We start from the raw sequence: 18,971 nt of genomic DNA, 5'->3' as shown, positions 1-18,971 counted from the left end.
CGCATTGCAGGCAACAGGACGATGACACTGCCCTGCCCGCACCGATGTCGACTCCATCAAGGCCGCGCTGCCAGAGAGGTGGCGACCGCAGCGGTCTGGGTAACAAGCACGGAGTGAGAGTGTCGTGAATGGCTGTGCCGGCCGACCCTGATCAGGGCGTGGCGAGCGCGGCATCCATCGCGCATTGACGCTGTATTCCATGCGTCACAGGCTAATCCGCCTGTCGTTTTTGGCCTTGATTGGAATCAAGGCGCGATGCTTGATGTCAGTCACGATTCAGACGTGACGATGAACCAACATTGCGCAGGCCTGCAATCGGAAGGCTCACCGCAGAATGCGACAGGCCCGCATGCTGCCATGCGGGCCTGTGCAATGTTTCATGAAGCTGGCGCCACTCAGCGCGGGCCAAGCACCGCCTGCAGATCGGCTCCCTGCGGCAGGCCTGCACGACGCTGCACTTGGCCCTGTGCGTCCTGGAACAGGATGCCAGGCGTGCCCTGGAAACCCATCTCCAACATCAGAACCTGGTTGGCATCGAGCTTTCCCGCAATCTCGCGGCTGATGTTCGGCAGTGCCTTGATGCCGCCACGATCGAATTCATGCTCATTCTGCAGAAGCGCCGCACTCGGGTCACGCGCGGACAGGATGGCTGCCGCCTTGGCCGGGCTGTCCTCACGGATGACGCCGACCATGATGTGACGCAGCTGCACCTTGCCGGCATCCACCCACGGACGCGCGGCTTCCCAGAACTTGTGGCAGTAGGGGCAGTTGGCATCGCTGAAGGTATAGACCACGCGTGGCGCATCGGCCTTGCCGTCACGCACCCAGGCGCTGGCTTCCAGTTTGGTCCACATCTTGGCCGACATCGGCGAGGCCACCAGCTTCTCAACGGCCTCTGCGGCTACATCGTTGCCCTCCGCATCGAACAGGCTGCCGACCAGTACGTTCTTGCCGTCAGCAGTGACATAGGCCGCTGCCGGCTGCTGGCCGCCGACCACGCCGGCGAAGCCCCGCAGGCCACCGGGGGCATCGAATTCGGCGACGACCTCGAACCCATGCTTCTCGATGCCCTTCAGCACCGCTGGGCGATCGCCCTTGTTGGCAGCGGCTGTGGCGCTCGCTGCCGGTGCCGCGGCGGTCTTGCCCGGCGGCGTCTGTGCCTGGCTGCAGGCGGCCAATGCCAGCAGGACCGGCAGCAACAGCACCGCCGGGGCGGTGCGCAGGGAAGTCGACAACATGGGAACTCCGTAGTGAGATGCCCGCGCAGGCTACCGCAGCCGGCGCAGTTTGTGTTCAAGACCGGCTGCCGTCAGTTCGCCGAGGTGCAGTTCACGCAGGCGCCCTTCGGCGTCGAAGAACAGGGTCGAGGGATAGGCCTGCACGCCCAGCACCGTGGATGCCGCAGCGTCATCGTCCAGCAATACGTTGCCCAGCAGGAGCCGTTCGCGCGCAACGAAACCCTGGACCTCCTCAAGGGTTTCACCCTGGTTGAGGAACACGAATTGCACGTCCCCATGTGCCTGCTGCGCCGCTGCCAAGACCGGCATCTCGCGCCTGCAGGGACCGCACCAGCTGGCCCACAGGTTCAACACCAGCGGCTTGCCACGAAACTGCTGCAGATCCACCCTGCCCCCTTGCAGATCAGCAACCTGCAATACCGGCAAGGGCATCTGCCGCTCCTGCCACGCGGACAGCAGCTGGCTGCCACCCGCCCATAGCAGCACACCTGCCAACGCCGCGCCCAGCACAGGGGCGCGCAACGCCCGCCACGGGCGCAACCGCCACAGTCCCCATGCCAGTCCCGCAACCAGGACAACCACCAGGTGGTAGCCACCATCGGCAATCTGCAGAATGCTCCATGGCGCCTCGCGATACAGCGCGAAGTTCAAGGCTACGAAGCTGATGCGACCACACAGCAGGCCCACCAGCAGCATGTCCAGAACCATGCTGGGTGCAGAAGGCTGCGGCATGCCGCCCTTCCTGCGTGGCCACAGGCGCGCCACGGCCATCGCCAGCAGTACGCACACGAGAATCAACACCACCGGCATCGGCACCGGCCCAACGCTCGACATCAGACCACCTGTTCAATCGTCCACTGACTGCATGGTCGAAGTGTCGCGCTCCGGTTGCAAGCGCGACGATGCTGCCCGCATCAGGCCGCGCTGCGCCCCAGTTGCATCACCGACGGCGATTGCAGCCCGCGCAGGCTGCCCGCCACCGACGGCATCAAGGGCCGCTCCCGGCGCTTGCTGCTGACGTGACGCCGATAGTTGGCCGGCGTCATGCCAACGATGCGCAGGAACAACCGGCGAAAAGCACTCTGATCCGCGTAGCCGACGCCCCAGGCCACCTCATCGATACCCGCCCCCTGCTGCAACAGGGTCTGCGCCTTGGCGATGCGCAGCCGTTGGCAGTATTCGATCGGCCGCAGGCCGGTGGCCTTCAGGAACCGCCGCTGCAGCGTGCGCGGCTCCAGCCCGGAGACTTCGCAGATCGCGGCAAGGGTGGCGCCGCGTGCCGCCGTGGTGTGCAACCAACGCTGTGCCTTCAACACATCACGATCACCATGTGCGAAGTTGGCGCTGAAGCGCTCCAGATCCTGCTGGATCGTGGCGGGCACGGTGATGCCCAGTTGCTGCGCGACCGCACTGGCCACACCCTGCCCATGCAGCCGGTACAACAGCCGCAGGCCCAGGAAGCGCCAGGCCTGGCTCCCGCCGACCGTCAGCAGGTCGCCGTCATCCACCAGCGCCCGCTCGCTCGGCACCCAGCTCGCGGCCTGCGCCTGCAGGCCGGGATGGCGCCCGAGATCGGGGCCACTGACCGTACGTCCGGCCAGCAGTCCGGCGCGTGCGAGCACGCTGACGCCATCACTGGCGGCGGCCAGCAGGCTGCCGCCGTCATAGTGCGCGCGCAGCCAGTCCAGCAGGACCTCATCCGCGCGCAGGCACGCGCCGGCGCTGATCTGGCCCGGAACGGCAATCACAGCCGGGATGGCCGCATCAAGCATTTCCGCACCCGCAATACGATGCACACCGGTCTGGCTGGCCGGCACGATCCAGCGGGTGACCAGCACCCGCTTGAACGGCCGACGCTGCTGCTGGGCAAGGCGATTGGCAACGTGCGCCATTTCGGCCAGCACCGAGGCGGCAGACGGATCACCTCCCGGGTACTCGACCACCGCGATCTCGACGAATCCTTCGTTCCTGAATCCTTCCACAGACCACCTCCTCGGTTCGTTGCAGGCCATCGAACGGCCGGTTCAGGCGAAGGGTAGGAACTGGCCCATCGGCGGGGCTATGAAGAAAGTTGCAAAGTGCGCTGAATGCGCGCACCCGGGCCAAGCCTTGACTCTCGACCAGACTCCAGGCTTCACAATGGCCGGCAGCATCCGCAGGAATCCGCCATGAACATTGGACAACTGGCCCGTCAGGCGGGCGTGCCGATCGATACGGTGCGCTACTACGAACGACAGCAGCTGCTGCCGACCGCGGCACGCTCGGCGGGTGGCTACCGCATCTTCGGCGAGCAGGACCTGCGCCGGCTGCGATTCATCCGCCGCGCCAAGGCGCTGGGCTTCAGCCTCGAAGAGATCGGCGAGCTGCTCGCCTTGAGCGATCGCCACTCGCAGGACATGGGCAGCGTGCGCGACACCGCGCAGGCGCGCCTGCAGGACATCGCACAGCGGATGGCGGAACTGCAGCGCATGCACACTGCACTTTCGCAGCTGGTCGACGCCTGCCCCGGTCACGGCACGCTGGACCAGTGCCCGATCCTGGCGGCACTGACCGACGACGCTGCACAGGCGAAAGGCGACTGACATCGGCCTCGCAACGCATGTGAAGAAAAGTGCAACAAATGCTTGCCAACCCCCTGGGGCAAGGCTATTATTTCGCTCCTCAGCGACGTGGGGCCATAGCTCAGCTGGGAGAGCGCCTGCATGGCATGCAGGAGGTCAGCGGTTCGATCCCGCTTGGCTCCACCAATCTTTCGGCATTAGGCCGTCGAAAGGTCGCTAAAGAACATTGATGAGAATTGCGTCCCCATCGTCTAGAGGCCTAGGACATCACCCTTTCACGGTGGCGACCGGGGTTCGAATCCCCGTGGGGACGCCACTCATCACGAACAACAAGGACCCGGCCGATAACCGGGTCTTTTTTGTTCACCGCCTACCGGCATTCAGGTTGTGGCGTTGCGGTTCCCCTGCCCTCGTGGTCGCGGTTGAACCGGAACGAAAAAAGCTCAGAAAAAGCTTCCACAAACGTGAACACGCAGGTATGATAGGCGGCTCGGTAACACGGGGCCATAGCTCAGCTGGGAGAGCGCCTGCATGGCATGCAGGAGGTCAGCGGTTCGATCCCGCTTGGCTCCACCACTTTCGACATTAGGCCGTCGAAGGTTCTACAACTTGAAGTTTTTCGTGCGTCCCCATCGTCTAGAGGCCTAGGACATCACCCTTTCACGGTGGCGACCGGGGTTCGAATCCCCGTGGGGACGCCAGTTTCAAAACGGACTCTGCTCCCGGCAGATCATCCGGAGTTTCATTGGGGCCATAGCTCAGCTGGGAGAGCGCCTGCATGGCATGCAGGAGGTCAGCGGTTCGATCCCGCTTGGCTCCACCACTTCGACATTAGGCCGTCGAAGGATCTACAACTTGAAGTTTTCGTGCGTCCCCATCGTCTAGAGGCCTAGGACATCACCCTTTCACGGTGGCGACCGGGGTTCGAATCCCCGTGGGGACGCCAATTCTTTAAAACCCTGGCTTCGGCCGGGGTTTTTCTTTGCCTGTAGTTTCTGGGAAGGCCCTATCCACGCATGGCGTGGATCTACTGCAGGGCCGGGATGGATCCGGCGGCCGGTTGGCCCAGTAGATCCACGCCATGCGTGGATGGCTTCAACTCGGCCACACCTCAGAACCGGCGATACATCCCGATCGATGCAGGTGCAGTGGGTGCGAAACCAAACTGCGCGTACAACCGGTGCGCTTCACCATCTGCCAGAAGGCTGACGTATGCAGACGGCGGCAGGTTCGCCTGCATCCATCCATCCAGGCGACGCATCACTTCCTTGCCCAGGCCCTGCCCCTGCAGGCGCGGCAACACGGCGATATCGCAGACCTGCAGGTGGCAGCCCCCATCGCCGACGATGCGCCCCATCGCCACCAGCTCGTTGCCCTGGTAGGCACACACGCCATACAGGGTATTGGGCAACGCGCGTGCCGCCGCCTCCTGGCTCTTGGCACTGAGGCCCGCCAGCACACGCAGCTGGCAATAGTCTTCGACCGTGGGCACGGCGTCGCGGAACTGGCAGGCGACGGAATCATTCATGCGCTATCTCCCTGTAGGTCGGGCTATCCTGCCTCATCCGTGTCGCAGCTGCTGCGACCCACGCCCGCAGAGTTCCCATGTGCTATTCCGCCCTGATCCGCGCCGACTACGCCAAGCTGGTGCGCGAGTTCGGCGCCATCCTGTCGCTGGAAGAATTCGCGGAGCTGTACGCGCACGATCCCGGCAAGAAGCGCCCCAGAACTACCAAGGCCATGGATGACGGCTTCGCCGGCGCGCGCACCGGGCAGGGCCGCGACATCGTCGCGAAAATCCAGCAGTGGCATGCGCAGGAACACCAGGATCTGGAAGCGGAGCTGGCCCGCCAGCGCGAGCGACGCGATATCGCCAACGCCACGCTGGCGACCCGCCCCACCCAGAAGGCACGCAACGACCTGCGCGTGGCCGGCAACCGCATCGATCGTGCGCAGGCTCGGCTGGAAGACCTGCACCGGGTGCAGCTGCTGCCGCGCGACAACCGCATTTTCCCCGGCACCTACGCACCGGTCATGGTCAGCGAGGGCGGCAAACGCGTGATCAAGCCGATGCGCTACCAGTGCCGGCTGCCGGACAAGCCGGTGCGCAACGACATCCTCTATCCCGGCACCTACAACGCGAGGCGCGACAGCCTGGAGGGCTATTGGCGCGGTGCGTTCGGGCTGCGCCACGGCGTGGTGGTGGTGCAGGCGTTCTATGAGCACGTGCCACGCCAGGCCATCGCCGGCCGTACGCTGGGTGCCGATGAGAAGGATCAGGACGTGGTGCTGGAGTTCCGGCCCGATCCGCCGCGCGACCTGCTGCTGGCCTGCCTGTGGGCGGAATGGGAAGGACCGGAAGGTCGCCTGCTGTCATTTGCCACGATCACCGACACGCCTCCGCACGACGTCGCCGCTGCGGGCCACGACCGCGGCGTCGTTCCCATCCGCAGGGAACACCTCGATGCCTGGCTCAATCCCGATCCGGATGACCTTGCCCTGCAATACCGCATCCTCGACGACCGCGAAGAGATCCACTACGTGTACGAAGAAGCGGGCTGAATACCGCCCGCAGATGAAAAACCCCGCCTGGGCGGGGTTCATGGATCAGGGATTACCGCCGCACATCGCCTCTTCGCAGAAGGCCTGTTCCTGCAGGCATTGTTCGACCTCACCACCCCGCGCGATGCAGCTCTTGTAGAGCTGGAAACAGGGCTGGCCACACCACGCGGCAGAGGCCGTACCACCGAAGACCGCCATCGAAAGGACACCCGCAGCAACCATGCGCTTGATCCACTTCTTCATGCCACTCTCCTTGTAGGCCTGAGCATTCAGGCCCGGGCAGGATACGCCCACCGCTTCAGCACGCGCCAATCAGGCGCTGGCGCTGGCGCGGCCCACTGCACGTACCAACGCCTGGCTCAGATCTGCCGAGAGATACGGCTTGACCAGCAGCACGCCGGCCAGCATCGGCTCGGGCAGCTGCTCGGCCAGCATCCCGGTGGCCAGCACGAACGGCACGCCACGCGCGGACAGCGCCGCAGCCACCGGCTCGCTGGTTTCATTGCGTGCCAGGCGGTAATCGAGCAGGGCCACGTCCGGGGTCGACGCCTCCAGCAGGCGCAGCGCTTCAGCCACGCTCGCAGCCAGACCCACCACCGTCGCACCGGCATGCACCAGCTGCATCTGCAGCAGTGCGGCACTCATCTCGTCGTTCTCGACCACCAGCACCCTCAGGTCCTGCAACACTGTCATCGGCTACCACTCCTGGAGGCATTCAAGCCGCCGCAGTATAGCCACCACTGGGCCGAAGCCGACAGGACGCGCCCTGATCGGCCTCCCCACTATGAAAGCCGTGCCGACCTCGGTTACACTCGCACGCTGCCTGCCGGTGTGGCGGAATGGTATACGCAGCTGACTCAAAATCAGCCGGGGGTGACCCCATGAAGGTTCGAGTCCTTTCACCGGCACCACTGCATCAAAGGCCAGGTCCCCGACCTGGCCTTTTGCATTTTCAGGGCCCGGGCGCCGACACTGGCGACGATGCCAACGCCCGCCCTGCCCACGCTCCCCGCTACCCTGCCCGCACGCCTGCGCCCACTGCACGTGGATGATGCTGCCGCCTGGTCCCGTTATCTCTCGCTGCCGGGCGTGACCGGGCACACCAGCTGGGGCGACGTTTCCGAAGGGGCGCTGCGGCGCCAGATCTCCGCTTACCTGCCTACGGCAACGGACCAGCGCTGGGCACTGGTGGGCGCCGACAGCCAGCTGATCGGCACCGTTGGCCTGAACGGAATCGACCTGTCGCATGGCCGCGGCGAACTCGCCTATGACCTCGATCCGCGATGGCAGGGCCAGGGACTGGCCACGCACGCAGCACGCGCGGTGATCGAATGGGGCCATGCCGCACACGCCCTGGTCCGAATCCAGGCGACCGTCCTGGACAGCAACACCCGCTCGATCGCCGTGCTGGAACGCCTCGGCATGCAGCGCGAAGGCCTGCTGCGCGCCTACCGGCGGGTGCGGGGACAGCCCCGTGACTTCTGGATGTACGCCCGCGTCGAAGGCTCCGCGTCACCACGCTGAAACACAACTGCGACTGCCGGCAAGCTTTGGAATAGACGCAGTGCACACTTTTCTTGCAAGCCTCACGTGCTTCTGCCTATCGTGATCCCAGCCGGAGCTGGGGGCGGGGGAATGCATGACGTTGCGTGCGGCACTGTTTTTTCTGGTCACGCACGCGCTCGTCATTGCCTTTGTCGGCCCGCAGGACCCGGTCGGCTCCTACCTGATGCTGATCACCGCCCCGCTGCTGGCTGCACTGGCCTGCGTGCGGCGTGCACGTGACAGCCGCCAGGCAGACTGCAAATGGCGGACGCTGGGCGCGGCCGTGGGCCTGTTCTCGCTGGCCCTGCTGGCCCTGCTGTACCGCAATGTGGCCGGCCTCGATCCCGCGCAGATGACCGTGTCTTCGCTGATCCTGTACGTGTTCTACCGGATCCCCCTGACCTACGTGGCCGCCAGCCCGGGCGGCGGCAACCGCTGCATCCGCGCGGTGGACCTGCTGATCATCGCGTTGCTGTGGCTGTTGTACTACGGGCACACGCGGGCGATGGCGCACTTCAACACCGCATTGTGGACGCAGTGCCTGAACGCCATGAGCAGCGTACAGAACAGCCTGGTGTTCTGCTTCGCGCTGATCCGCTTCCTGGCCGAGGACAATCCCGATCGCCGCGATTTTTTCCGGACACTTGCGATCTACTCGCTGGGCTACTTCCTGCTGGCGTTCTACATCAACACCTACCAATCGCAGCTGCCTGACGGCAACTGGGGGGACCTGCTGATCAGCGGGCTGTTCGTGGTGCTGGCCGTCATGGCCGGCAGCAAGCGCCGTTATCCGGCGGTGGAGGTATCGCGCAGCCTGCGCCGCATCGTCGACGCCGGCGTGCCGTTGATGCTGCCCTTGCTGCTGATGATGGTGGCGCTGCTGGTCGCGCGCCTGCAGCCCACCCTGGCCACGGTCGGCTTCATTGGTGCCATGCTCGGCTATGCCCTGCGCAGCGTGCTGAGCCAGGTGGAGATCCAGCGCCAGCGCGATGAGCTGGAAACACTGGCGCGGCGTGATCCGTTGACCGGTCTGGGCAACCGCCGCAGCTTCGACGAATCACTCGGCAGTGCCCGCGGCCGCGCGCGCCGCCAGGGGCTCGGGCTGGCGGTACTGATGATCGACATCGACCACTTCAAACGGCTCAATGACACCTACGGCCACCCGGAAGGCGATCGCCGCCTGCAGTCGGTGGCCGCCATTCTTGATGGCTGCCTGCAACGGGGTGACGATCTGCTGGCCCGCTATGGTGGCGAAGAGTTCATCGCCGCCCTGCCCGCGCCCGATGCCACCCACGCCCTGGGCCTGGGCGAACGGCTGCGCGCTTCGGTCGAAGCCGCGGCCCTGCCCGCCCCCGAGGCCACCGTCACCATCAGCATCGGCGTGGCCTGGCAGGCACCCGGCGAAGACCGCGATCCGCGCGACCTGGTCGAACGCGCCGACCAGGCCCTGTATCGCGCCAAGCATGCCGGTCGCAACTGCGTACGCGGCGACACCGAGACCACGGCAGACCGGTCCGGGCGCCGCGCCTAGACCGCGTGCAGCGCCGCCGCTCCATGCCGGTGCCCGGCGCCGCCCTGCACGCGGAAGCTGGCCACGGTCTGCAGCAGCTGCGCCGACTGTTCTTCCATGCTGCGCGCCGCCGCCGACGCCTCCTCGACCAGGGCCGCGTTCTGCTGGGTGCCCTGATCGATCAGGTCGACCGCATGATTCATCTGCTGGATGTCATCGCTCTGCTGCTGCGAGGCAGTGCTGATTTCGGTCATCAGGTCGCTGACCCGGCGCACGTTGGTCACAATTTCATCCATGGTGCGGCCCGCGCTCTCAACCTGCGCCGTGCCGGCGCCCACATTGGCAACCGACTCATCGATCAGGTGCTTGATCTCCTTGGCTGCGCTGGCCGAACGCTGCGACAGCTCGCGGATCTCGGTGGCAACCACGGCGAAGCCACGGCCATGTTCACCGGCACGCGCCGCCTCCACCGCTGCGTTCAGCGCGAGAATGTTGGTCTGGAAGGCGATGCCGTCGATCACCCCGATGATGTCGACGATGCGCCGCGACGAGGCATTGATCACCGCCATCGTCTCGACCACCTCATGCACCACATTGCCGCCTCGCGCGGCGACGTCGGCCGCTCCACCGGCCAGCTGGCTGGCCTGGCGCGCGTTGGTGGCCGTGCGCTGCACGGTCTCGGCCAGGCCCTTCATCGACACGGCGGTTTCCTCCAGCGAGGCCGCCTGCTGCTCGGTGCGCTGCGAGAGGTCGCTGTTGCCCTGTGCGATTTCAGTCGCGCCGATTGCGATGGTGTCCGCAGCGAACTTGATCTGGCCGATGATCGCGGCCATCGCCTCGACCAGCGAGTTCACGCCTTCACACAGCTCGGCGATCGACCCGTTCTTGTCGGCGGTGGCCACGCGCTGGGTCAGATCGCCCTGCTTGGCGGCAGCCACCACCTCGCGGGTCTGCGCCACGGCGCGCTGCATGGCCTGGTTCTCATGCACCTGCGCGGTGATGTCGGTGGCGTACTTGACGACCTTGAACGGCTTGCCATTGAGGTCCAGGATCGGGTTGTAGGATGCCTGGATCCAGACCTCGCGCCCGCCCTTGCCCAAGCGCCGATACTGCCCGGCGTCATACTCGCCGCGCCCCAGTTTCTCCCAGAACTGGCGATATTCGACGCTGCTGCGATGCTCGGGCTCGACAAACAACGAATGGTGCTGCCCGCGCACCTCGTCCAGGCTGTAGCCGGTGGCGGCCAGGAAATTGTCATTGGCCGACAGGATGCGGCCATCCATGCTGAACTCGATCACCGCCTGCGACTTGGCGATCGCGGCCAGTTGCCCCGCCGAGTCGGCCGCCTGCAGCTTCTGCGCGGTGATGTCGGTCGCGAACTTGACCACCTTGTACGGGCGCCCCTGGCGGTCCAGCACCGGGTTGTACGAGGCCTGGATCCAGATCTCGCGCTGGCCCTTGCCGAAGCGGCGGTACTGTCCGGCGTCGTATTCGCCACGCCCCAATCGCGCCCAGAAGTCGCGGTATTCGGCGCTGCGCGCCTGCTCGGGGTCGACGAACAGGGAATGATGCTTGCCCTGGATCTCCTCCAGGCGGTAGCCCATCGCCTGCAGGAAATTGTCATTGGCCTGCAGGATGGTGCCGTCGAGCGCGAACTCGATGACGGCCTGCACGCGATGCAGCGCGGCCACCTGCGCTTCCAGCTCGGTGCGGTCGGTCAGCGCCTTCTCTGTGCTGGTGCGTTGCTGCGGCGCCAGTACGCCAAGCAGCGCACGCCACGGCGACCAACGGGTATGCAGCTCGGCCGGCGCCTGCGCGCCTGCCGTGAAGCCTGGAATGAGCATTGTCTGATCCTCGGTGTCCGGTAAGCGGTTGTGACCCGACGGGCGGGATGCCCGGCGGCAACATCAGTTGCCAGGGACTACAGGTGCCAACCGGCACCTCTCGAGCGACTGCCAAGAACGTCTGCTGCGGGTGCGATCGGCATCTGGAAGCGGCGGAACACACTGCGCGGACCGCCCATCGGGGGCAGTCTGGGGTCCTGCAGCGGGTGACTGGAGCGGGATCCAGAGGGAGTATCGGCGATGCCGTCGGCCGCTTTAGCGGGATTCCGCGACGTCCGTCGCAACTCCATGCATTGCAGCCGGAATGCGGTAGATGATTGCCGTGTACTTCACGCGCTGCTCACGTGCCACTGCCTGCCCGCCGAGGGACTCAGCCAGTGAACGGCTGGACCGGTTCTGCTCCGCCACCGGGTAGCGAAACGCAGCACAGCGCAGGCGCCCGGAGGCCGCCGACCACACCGCCGCCACGGCTTCGCGGCCATAGCCGTGCCCATGCATCACTTCTGCGATGTACAGCATCGCTCAGCAGAAGGATGCAGCTCAAGGCAAAAAGGTTTACATGACCAATGCGGGATTCCCCAGCAGGAGAAAATGACCAGCATGAAGGTCCCGCAGGATGCTTATCGACATGGAGATCGCATGTTCCCTCGCTTTGCCAGCCTTCTCTTCCTGGCCATGTGCAGCAGCAGCGCGCTGGCCAACGACACCGCCTATCGACCGGCCTTCCACCCGGACCAGCTGAAGGGACCGCCCGCAGGACGCCTGAACGAAGTGCTGGTGCTGGGCAGCCCGCACCTGTCCAGTCTGCCGGAGACCTTCACGCCGGCGATGCTGGAACCTCTGCTGCAGCGCCTGGAAGCCTGGCGGCCCACCGCGATCGCGGTAGAGAACCTGTCCGGCCTGCAGTGTGACTTCATGCGCCGCAATCCGGCCCGATACGCGGAGAGCGTAGCGGACTACTGCGTCGATCCGGCACCGGCGCAGGCCGCCACCGGCCTGGACGTGCCCAGCGCCAACGTGGAGATGGAACGCCTGCTTGCGGATTGGCCGAAGGCGCCAACCGCTGCCCAGCGACGCCGATTGGCCGCAGTCTTTCTGGCCGCGGGCGAAAGCAGTTCGGCAGTCGTCCAATGGCTGCGGTTGCCCAGGGAAGAGCGACGTGCTTCAGACAGCCTGACACCGGAGCTGGTGCAGTTCCTCGACACGCGCATGGCCCGCCGCAACGAGGCCGGCCTGGTGGCTGGCGTCCTTGCCGCACGCCTGGGCCTGGAGCGGCTGTGGGCGGTCGACGACCACACTGCGGATTCACCCACGCCGGCAGCCCAGCAGAAGGCTCAATCGGCCGCCATACGAGGTGCCTGGGACAACGCCTTCGTCAAAGCGCGCATGGCGGCTGATGAAAGGCTCGAAGCCAATCTCGCTCAACCGGACGGACTGCTCGCGATGTATCGCGCCTACAACACGCCTGAGACGGCAATGGTCGTCTACAACAGCGACTTCGGCGCGACGCTCGTCGAGCCCTCGCCGGAAGGCTTCGGCCGCAACTACGTGGGCTACTGGGAAACCCGCAACCTGCGCATGGTCGCCAACATGCGCGACATACTGGGCCAGCATCCAGGCACCCGCATGCTGACCATCGTCGGTGCCTCGCACAAGGGCTACTACGAGGCTTACCTCAACCTGATGCACGACGTGCAGCTGGTCAGTTCGGATGAAGTTCTGCGCTGACGCAACATGTCATGGGGGATGCGGTGACCATCCACCGCATCACTCCACCGCGTTCCTGCCCGCCCGCCACAGCACGATGCTGGCGGCACCGATGCAGGACAGCGTGAACACCAGCAGGGCGACCGCGCCGCCCTGCAGTACCGGCAGCAGGGCCTGCGCGTGCAGGTCGCCGCGCAGCTGTTCCGTACGCAGGCAGGCGGCCAGCGCGAGGCACCAGCCAACCATCGCCGGGGCGTAGGCCCGCATCGCAACCGGGTTCCAGACCTTCATGGGATCACCTGCATGAGTGGATGTGCGCGCAGTATTCGCGCACGCCCTCTCACAGGCTGAGATCAGCCCTCGGCGGCTTCGGAATCATCGCCCGGCAGCTCGCTGGCCTCGCCCTGCACCTGCACGTTGTTGCGCCCCATTGCCTTGGCCCGGTAGCACTGGGCATCAGCCGCCGCAACGGCCTGGTCCACGCTCATTCCACCCGCCAATGGCGCGATACCGATGCTGGCGCCCACATGCAGGCGGTCCTGGTCCCACGGAATCGACAGCGATGCCAGGGTGTGCAGCAGTTCACCACCGATGCGCGCGGCACGGCGCGGCGTGCAACCGGACAGGATCACCGCGAATTCGTCGCCGCCCAGCCGTGCCACCACGTCCGAATCGCGCACGCCATGGCGCAGCACGCTGGCCACCGCCCACAGCACGGCATCGCCGGCCAGATGGCCCCAGGTGTCGTTGACCGGCTTGAAGCGGTCCAGGTCGATGTACATCAACGAGGCGGCCTGGCCGGTACGCTCGACGCGGGTGATCGCCTGCTGCAGATGCACCTCGAAGCCGCGACGGTTGCTCAACTCGGTCAGCGGATCGATCTCGGCCAGATGGCGCGCCTCGCGCTGGCGCGCGCGCTGCTGGGTGTCATCGCGCAGCACCCACACTGCGCCGCGTACATGACCTTCATCATCACGCAGCCAGGCGCGGGTCAGGTCGACCGGAATCGTGGCTGTACCCAGGCGCAGCAGAAGATCGGCGTGCAGGTCCACCGCATTGCTTTCCGGGTCCAGCAGCACCGACACATCCAATACCGAGCCGGGCGCGTATTCGGTGGTCAGCGCCAGCACGTCCTGCACCTTGTGCCCGGCCAGCGACAGCGCGCCATCACCCGCCAGGGTGCGCACTGCGGCGGCATTGGCGTAGTCGATACGTCCGTCCAGGCTGACGCTGAGCACCAGATCGGCCACGGCATCGAGGGTGATACGGCTGCGCTGCTCGCTCTCGAACAGGCGCTGCTCGCTGCTGCGCTGGGCGCTGATGTCCTGGATCTGCGACACGAAATGCAGCGGCTCGCCGTGCTCGGTGCGCACCAGCGACACCGACAGCCGTGCCCAGATCACCTTGCCGTCGCGATCGAGATAACGCTTTTCCAGGTGGTAGTGGCTGCGCCGCCCGGCCAGCAGATCCTGCACCAGGGCCAGATCGGTCTGCAGATCGTCGGGGTGGGTCAGCCGCTGGAAATCGACCTGCAACAGTTCTTCGCGCGCATAGCCGAGAATCCGGCACAGCGCGTCATTGACGTCCAGCCAGCGCCCTTCCAGCGACACCAGCGCCATGCCCAGCGCCGCCGACGTGAACGCACCGGCGAATTTCTCCGCCGACAGGCGTGCTTCGGCGCGCGCCTGCAGGATCTCGGTGATGTCGATGGACATGCCGACATAGCCGATCCGCGCACCGCCGGCACCATCCATGCGGCTGATCGACAGGCGCACCTGGCGCGGCTGGCCATCCTTGCGCCGCAGTGTCCACTGCCGCGAATAGGTCTGCTCATCGGCGCGGGCGCTGAGTGCTTCAAACACGCCCGGCAGGCTTCCGTCCGCAGCTGCCAGCGGACGCAGCCATGCCGCCAGCTCGTCCGGATCGTGGAAATCACCCAGTCGCCGCTGGCCGATCACTTCCTCCGCGCTGTATCCCAGCAGGCGTTCCGCGCCGGTATTGAACAGGGTGATGGTGCCTTCGGTATCGGTAGCGATCACCGCCACCTCGTCGGACGCGTCGACCACGGCCTGCAATCGCTGCCGGCTCTCGGCCGCGTCCTGCCGCGCCTGCTGCAGCTCGGTCACGTCGGCGTGCGCACCGGCCATCCATAGCGGTCGTCCCTGCCCGTCCCATTCGAACACGCGGCCACGGTCGTGGATCCAGATCCACTGGCCATTCTTGTGGCGCATGCGCAGCAGGCAGACATAGTTGTCGCTGCGGCCTTCGAAATGGTCCTCCAGCGCCGCATCGGACAGGACGATGTCGTCCGGGTGGACCAGCTTCAGGAACGTCTTCTGGCACACCGGCTCCAGCTCTTCCAGGCGATAGCCGACGATCTCCGCCCAGCGCGCATTGACCCGCATTTCGCCGGTCTGCACGTTCCATTCCCAGGTGCCGGCAGCGGTGCCGTCGATGATCATCGCCAGGCGCCGGCGCTCCTCGGCCAGCTCCTGCAGGCGCCGTTCCAGCAGCCCGTTGCCGTTGCTTCCCTGGCCCGCCATCACCCCGTCCCCCGGCCCGCACAGGCAGGCAGCGGCCGCAGCACAACGCTGCAGCCCTCAACGAAGACGACGGGTCCTGCTGGCGTCATGGCCCTCCCCAGCGACAGCGGGGTGGCCGAACGCCTCCCCTCAAGCGCAAGTGTGCGCAATCACGGGGAAAATCGACAAGTCCCCCGCCACGAATCAAGCGTGACGGGGGACACGGTCCTCAACTGCGCTTGGCGCGGGCGAAGGCCTCGGCCAGGGCATTGTTGGCCGGGGGCGCGGACGCGGTAGGACGACCGCCATTGCCCTGGCCCCGGTTCGGCCCACGGTTCTGGCCGCCTGCATCGCGGCGCGGACCCTGCCCCTGGCCGCGCTCATCGCGCTGGCCCGGGCGGCTGGTGGCCTGCCCGGGGGTATCGTCCAGGCGCCGGGTCAGGGCGATGCGCTTGCGCGCCACGTCCACCTCCAGCACCTTCACCTTGACGATATCGCCGGCCTTGACCACGTCGCGCGGGTCCTTCACGAAGGTATCGGAGAGCGCCGAGATGTGGATCAGGCCATCCTGGTGCACGCCGATATCGACAAAGGCCCCGAAGGCGGCCACGTTGCTGACCACCCCCTCCAGCACCATGCCCTCGCGCAGGTCCTTGATGTCCTCGACGCCCTCGGCGAAACGCGCGGCCTTGAACTCCGGACGCGGATCGCGGCCTGGCTTTTCCAGTTCCTTCAGGATGTCGCGCACGGTCGGCACGCCGAAGGTGTCGTCGGTGAACTGTTCTGCCTTCAGGCCACGCAGGAAGCTGCCATCGCCGATCAGCGCCTTGATCGGGCGTGCGGTGCTGGCCACGATGCGCTCGACCACCGGATAGGCTTCCGGGTGCACCGCCGAGGCGTCCAGCGGCTGGTCACCATCGGCGATACGCAGGAAGCCGGCGCACTGTTCGAAGGTCTTTTCGCCCAGGCGCGCAACCTTCAGCAGGTCCTTGCGACGCTTGAACGGGCCGTTGTCGTCACGATGGCGCACGATGTTCTCGGCCACCGTGGCCGACAGGCCGGACACCCGCGACAGCAGCGCGGCCGAGGCGGTGTTCACGTATACGCCGACCGCGTTCACGCAGTCCTCGACGCGCGCGTCCAGCGCCCGCGCCAGACGGTACTGGTCCACATCGTGCTGGTACTGGCCGACACCGATCGCCTTGGGCTCGATCTTGACCAGCTCGGCCAGCGGGTCCTGCAGGCGGCGGGCGATCGACACCGCGCCACGCAGCGACACATCCAGCCCCGGGAACTCCTTGGCCGCGAACTCGGATGCCGAGTACACCGACGCGCCGGCCTCGCTGACCACCACCTTCTGCAGCTTCGGGTTGGCAGCGGCCTTGATCGCTTCGCCGGCCAGCTTGTCGGTTTCGCGGCTGGCGGTGCCGTTGCCGATCGCGATCAGTTCCACGTTGTGCTTGGCGCACAGCTGCTTGATCGTCTGCAGCGACTGGTCCCACTGGCGGCGCGGCTCGTGCGGGTAGATGGTGTCGGTGGCGACAAGCTTGCCGGTGGCATCGACCACGGCGATCTTGCAGCCGGTACGGATGCCCGGATCGAGGCCCAGCACGGTCTTCGGGCCCGCCGGTGCGGCCAGCAGCAGATCCTTCAGGTTGTCGCCGAACACCGCGATGGCTTCGGCCTCGGCCTTTTCGCGGGCCTGGTTGAACAGGTCCAGCAGCAGATGGGTGTGCAGCTTGGCGCGCCAGGTCAGGCGACAGGCGTCCAGCAGCCAGCGGTCGGCGGCACGGCCCTGGTCGGCGATGCCGGCCTTGCGCGCCACCCGACCCTCGGCGTACTGGTGGCCGGTCTCGGCGTCACTGCCCGGGTCCAGCTCCAGGAACAGGATCTCCTCGCGGCGGGCGCGGAACAGCGCCAGCAGCCGGTGCGAGGGAATCTTCGCCAGCGACTCGGCGTGTTCGAAATAATCGCGGTACTTGGCACCGTCGGTTTCCTTGCCCTCAGCCACGCGGGCACGGATCACGCCGGTCTCGCCCAGCCAGGTACGCAGTTCGCCGACCAGCGCGGCGTCTTCACCCCAGCGCTCCATCAGGATCGCGCGCGCGCCTTCCAGCGCTGCCTTGGTGTCGGCCACGCCCTTGTCGGTATTGACGAAGGTGGCCGCGAACGTCTGCGGGTCCTGCGTCGGGTCGGCCAGCAGGCCATCGGCCAGCGGCTCCAGACCGGCCTCGCGGGCGATCTGGGCGCGGGTGCGGCGCTTGGGCTTGTACGGCAGGTACAGATCTTCCAGCCGGCTCTTGGTGTCGGCGGCCAGGATGTCATTGCGCAGCTCGTGGCTGAGCTTGCCCTGCTCGCCGATGCTGGCCAGCACCGCTGCGCGACGGTCCTCCAGCTCGCGCAGGTAGGTCAAGCGCACTTCCAGGTTGCGCAGCTGGGTGTCGTCCAGGCCCCCGGTCACTTCCTTGCGGTAGCGCGCGATGAACGGAACGCTGGCGCCCTCGTCGAGCAGGCCGACGGCGGCGCGTACCTGGGTGGACTGGGCACCGATCTCGTCGGCGATGGTCTGGGCGATCTGCTGGGCGAGCGCGCTCTGGGCGTTCTTGGCGTCGTGCATTGCTTCAGGTCTGTGCCGCGGTACGGGAAGACCCCATTCTGGCAACCCACGACGGAGCCGGACAAGGCATTGACAGGGGACGAGGTTCAGCGGCGGGGCCGGATTGGACGCCGGCATCCTGGCGAAGAGAGGGCTCGGACTGGCCCTGGGCTGGGATGCCGGCGCGGGCGCGCGATGGTGGGCGCGCCCTGCCGCGTGTTGCGGAGGTCAGCGGTAGTGGCGGGCGGCGCGCTGCATGACGATCTCGTCACGCATGCCTTCCAGGGCCATCAGGCGGACCTTGCCGACACCCTGCAGTTCCATGAACCGCTCCGTGTAGAACTCCGGCCCCAGCGCGGTGTCGGCGCGGGATTTGCTGAAGCCGTAGGGCACCACGCCCTTCTCGCCATCCTTGCTACCACCGACATAAAGAACGATTGCCATGTGATGTATTCCTCCAAATTGCTACTGCGTACTGCACTCGATGAGCGATGCTGCGAGCTCATCGAGGGAGAGCTTACCGCGTCGAACCTGACTGGAACGTCACGAAGGCTAATGACGATCGGTTGCATGCAGATGACTGCGGGATCGCAGCAGAATGCTTACGGATCTTTAACTTCCGGCTAACGAATCCGTGGGGATTCCCGCCAACGGCGCAGCCCCTCGTGGCGTGGTCGCGAAATGCGCTTCATGTGATTGGGTCGGTCGGGGTGGGTTCGCGGGACACGCCGTAAACCCGTCCCTGGGGCTGTATCTTATTACCATTTCAGCGCACACGAGAGGGACCCATATCACGTATGATGCTCTTAGTTGGAAAAAACAAAAATGACACTGCACATTAAGCATAACTTAGAAAAAAAACAATATAATCAAAAAACATTTTATA

At 66.0% G+C, this 18,971-nt stretch carries 17 protein-coding genes and 7 tRNA genes; 12 read left to right on the top strand and 12 right to left on the bottom strand.

Annotation, left to right across the window (positions count from 1 at the left end):
- Window positions 1–395 precede the first annotated feature (395 nt).
- The 3 genes from dsbG to EKL94_RS17545 form a co-directional block, all read right to left on the bottom strand.
- Entirely contained in the window at window positions 396–1,238 is an 843-nt protein-coding gene (dsbG, locus tag EKL94_RS17555; RefSeq protein WP_126930053.1) for a thiol:disulfide interchange protein DsbG, read from the bottom strand.
- Between the two features lie 30 nt (window positions 1,239–1,268).
- Window positions 1,269–2,072, bottom strand: coding sequence for a TlpA disulfide reductase family protein (locus EKL94_RS17550; RefSeq protein WP_126930052.1), 804 nt, complete (start codon window positions 2,070–2,072; stop codon window positions 1,269–1,271).
- An 80-nt stretch (window positions 2,073–2,152) separates the two neighbouring features.
- Window positions 2,153–3,220 (bottom strand): GlxA family transcriptional regulator, encoded by a 1,068-nt coding sequence (locus tag EKL94_RS17545; RefSeq protein ID WP_126930051.1) that lies wholly within the window; start codon window positions 3,218–3,220, stop codon window positions 2,153–2,155.
- 186 nt (window positions 3,221–3,406) lie between these two features.
- Here EKL94_RS17545 and EKL94_RS17540 point away from each other — a divergent pair, with 186 nt between their 5' ends.
- The 7 genes from EKL94_RS17540 to EKL94_RS17510 all read left to right on the top strand — a co-directional run bounded on the left by EKL94_RS17540 (window position 3,407) and on the right by EKL94_RS17510 (window position 4,745).
- Entirely contained in the window at window positions 3,407–3,820 is a 414-nt protein-coding gene (locus EKL94_RS17540) for a heavy metal-responsive transcriptional regulator (RefSeq protein WP_126930050.1), read from the top strand.
- Between the two features lie 89 nt (window positions 3,821–3,909).
- Window positions 3,910–3,985 (top strand) — tRNA-Ala (locus EKL94_RS17535).
- Window positions 3,986–4,039: 54 nt separating this feature from the next.
- Window positions 4,040–4,115: transfer RNA gene (locus EKL94_RS17530), tRNA-Glu, on the top strand.
- A gap of 184 nt (window positions 4,116–4,299) precedes the next feature.
- Window positions 4,300–4,375: transfer RNA gene (locus tag EKL94_RS17525), tRNA-Ala, on the top strand.
- A 49-nt stretch (window positions 4,376–4,424) separates the two neighbouring features.
- Window positions 4,425–4,500 (top strand) — tRNA-Glu (locus tag EKL94_RS17520).
- A gap of 46 nt (window positions 4,501–4,546) precedes the next feature.
- Window positions 4,547–4,622: transfer RNA gene (locus tag EKL94_RS17515), tRNA-Ala, on the top strand.
- A gap of 47 nt (window positions 4,623–4,669) precedes the next feature.
- Window positions 4,670–4,745: transfer RNA gene (locus tag EKL94_RS17510), tRNA-Glu, on the top strand.
- 165 nt (window positions 4,746–4,910) lie between these two features.
- Here the strand turns inward: EKL94_RS17510 and EKL94_RS17505 are convergent.
- Window positions 4,911–5,327, bottom strand: coding sequence for a GNAT family N-acetyltransferase (locus EKL94_RS17505; protein ID WP_043403080.1), 417 nt, complete (start codon window positions 5,325–5,327; stop codon window positions 4,911–4,913).
- A 77-nt stretch (window positions 5,328–5,404) separates the two neighbouring features.
- Between EKL94_RS17505 and EKL94_RS17500 the strand changes: the two genes are divergently transcribed.
- Window positions 5,405–6,361, top strand: a complete 957-nt coding sequence (locus EKL94_RS17500) for an SOS response-associated peptidase family protein (RefSeq protein ID WP_126930049.1) — start codon at window positions 5,405–5,407, stop codon at window positions 6,359–6,361.
- A gap of 45 nt (window positions 6,362–6,406) precedes the next feature.
- Here the strand turns inward: EKL94_RS17500 and EKL94_RS17495 are convergent, their stop codons facing one another.
- Both EKL94_RS17495 and EKL94_RS17490 read right to left on the bottom strand, forming a co-directional pair.
- Window positions 6,407–6,604, bottom strand: coding sequence for a hypothetical protein (locus EKL94_RS17495; protein WP_010484956.1), 198 nt, complete (start codon window positions 6,602–6,604; stop codon window positions 6,407–6,409).
- A gap of 69 nt (window positions 6,605–6,673) precedes the next feature.
- Entirely contained in the window at window positions 6,674–7,054 is a 381-nt protein-coding gene (locus tag EKL94_RS17490) for a response regulator (protein WP_126930048.1), read from the bottom strand.
- A 132-nt stretch (window positions 7,055–7,186) separates the two neighbouring features.
- On the opposite strand from EKL94_RS17490, the gene EKL94_RS17485 reads away from it, so the two are divergent.
- From EKL94_RS17485 to EKL94_RS17475, 3 genes are all read left to right on the top strand, one after another.
- Window positions 7,187–7,272 (top strand) — tRNA-Leu (locus tag EKL94_RS17485).
- Window positions 7,273–7,342: 70 nt separating this feature from the next.
- The gene (locus EKL94_RS17480) at window positions 7,343–7,885 is read left to right on the top strand and encodes a GNAT family N-acetyltransferase (RefSeq protein ID WP_126930047.1); all 543 of its coding nucleotides are present in this window, start codon (window positions 7,343–7,345) and stop codon (window positions 7,883–7,885) included.
- 115 nt (window positions 7,886–8,000) lie between these two features.
- The gene (locus EKL94_RS17475; RefSeq protein WP_126930046.1) at window positions 8,001–9,437 is read left to right on the top strand and encodes a GGDEF domain-containing protein; all 1,437 of its coding nucleotides are present in this window, start codon (window positions 8,001–8,003) and stop codon (window positions 9,435–9,437) included.
- Here EKL94_RS17475 and EKL94_RS17470 read toward each other — a convergent pair.
- Both EKL94_RS17470 and EKL94_RS17465 read right to left on the bottom strand, forming a co-directional pair.
- Window positions 9,434–11,260 (bottom strand): methyl-accepting chemotaxis protein, encoded by a 1,827-nt coding sequence (locus tag EKL94_RS17470; protein WP_126930045.1) that lies wholly within the window; start codon window positions 11,258–11,260, stop codon window positions 9,434–9,436. The genes EKL94_RS17475 and EKL94_RS17470 overlap by 4 nt on opposite strands.
- Before the next feature lie 255 nt (window positions 11,261–11,515).
- Window positions 11,516–11,779 (bottom strand): GNAT family N-acetyltransferase, encoded by a 264-nt coding sequence (locus EKL94_RS17465; protein ID WP_260473454.1) that lies wholly within the window; start codon window positions 11,777–11,779, stop codon window positions 11,516–11,518.
- 120 nt (window positions 11,780–11,899) lie between these two features.
- Here EKL94_RS17465 and EKL94_RS17460 point away from each other — a divergent pair, with 120 nt between their 5' ends.
- Window positions 11,900–12,988, top strand: coding sequence for a DUF5694 domain-containing protein (locus EKL94_RS17460; RefSeq protein WP_126930044.1), 1,089 nt, complete (start codon window positions 11,900–11,902; stop codon window positions 12,986–12,988).
- A 39-nt stretch (window positions 12,989–13,027) separates the two neighbouring features.
- Here EKL94_RS17460 and EKL94_RS17455 read toward each other — a convergent pair whose 3' ends face one another.
- The 4 genes from EKL94_RS17455 to EKL94_RS17440 all read right to left on the bottom strand — a co-directional run bounded on the left by EKL94_RS17455 (window position 13,028) and on the right by EKL94_RS17440 (window position 18,529).
- The gene (locus tag EKL94_RS17455) at window positions 13,028–13,258 is read right to left on the bottom strand and encodes a hypothetical protein (protein WP_126930043.1); all 231 of its coding nucleotides are present in this window, start codon (window positions 13,256–13,258) and stop codon (window positions 13,028–13,030) included.
- Window positions 13,259–13,320: 62 nt separating this feature from the next.
- Window positions 13,321–15,510, bottom strand: a complete 2,190-nt coding sequence (locus tag EKL94_RS17450) for a PAS domain S-box protein (protein WP_126930042.1) — start codon at window positions 15,508–15,510, stop codon at window positions 13,321–13,323.
- A 208-nt stretch (window positions 15,511–15,718) separates the two neighbouring features.
- Complete coding sequence (locus tag EKL94_RS17445; protein WP_126930041.1) at window positions 15,719–18,106, bottom strand: Tex family protein; 2,388 nt, start codon at window positions 18,104–18,106, stop codon at window positions 15,719–15,721.
- Between the two features lie 207 nt (window positions 18,107–18,313).
- Entirely contained in the window at window positions 18,314–18,529 is a 216-nt protein-coding gene (locus tag EKL94_RS17440; protein WP_005410085.1) for a hypothetical protein, read from the bottom strand.
- Between the last annotated feature and the right edge of the window lie 442 nt (window positions 18,530–18,971).

It is taken from the genome of Stenotrophomonas maltophilia (assembly GCF_003970865.1).
GTDB classification, from domain to species: domain Bacteria; phylum Pseudomonadota; class Gammaproteobacteria; order Xanthomonadales; family Xanthomonadaceae; genus Stenotrophomonas; species Stenotrophomonas maltophilia_AR.
Note: the sequence above shows the minus strand (reverse complement) of the source record. Positions and strands in the feature narration are given on the sequence as shown.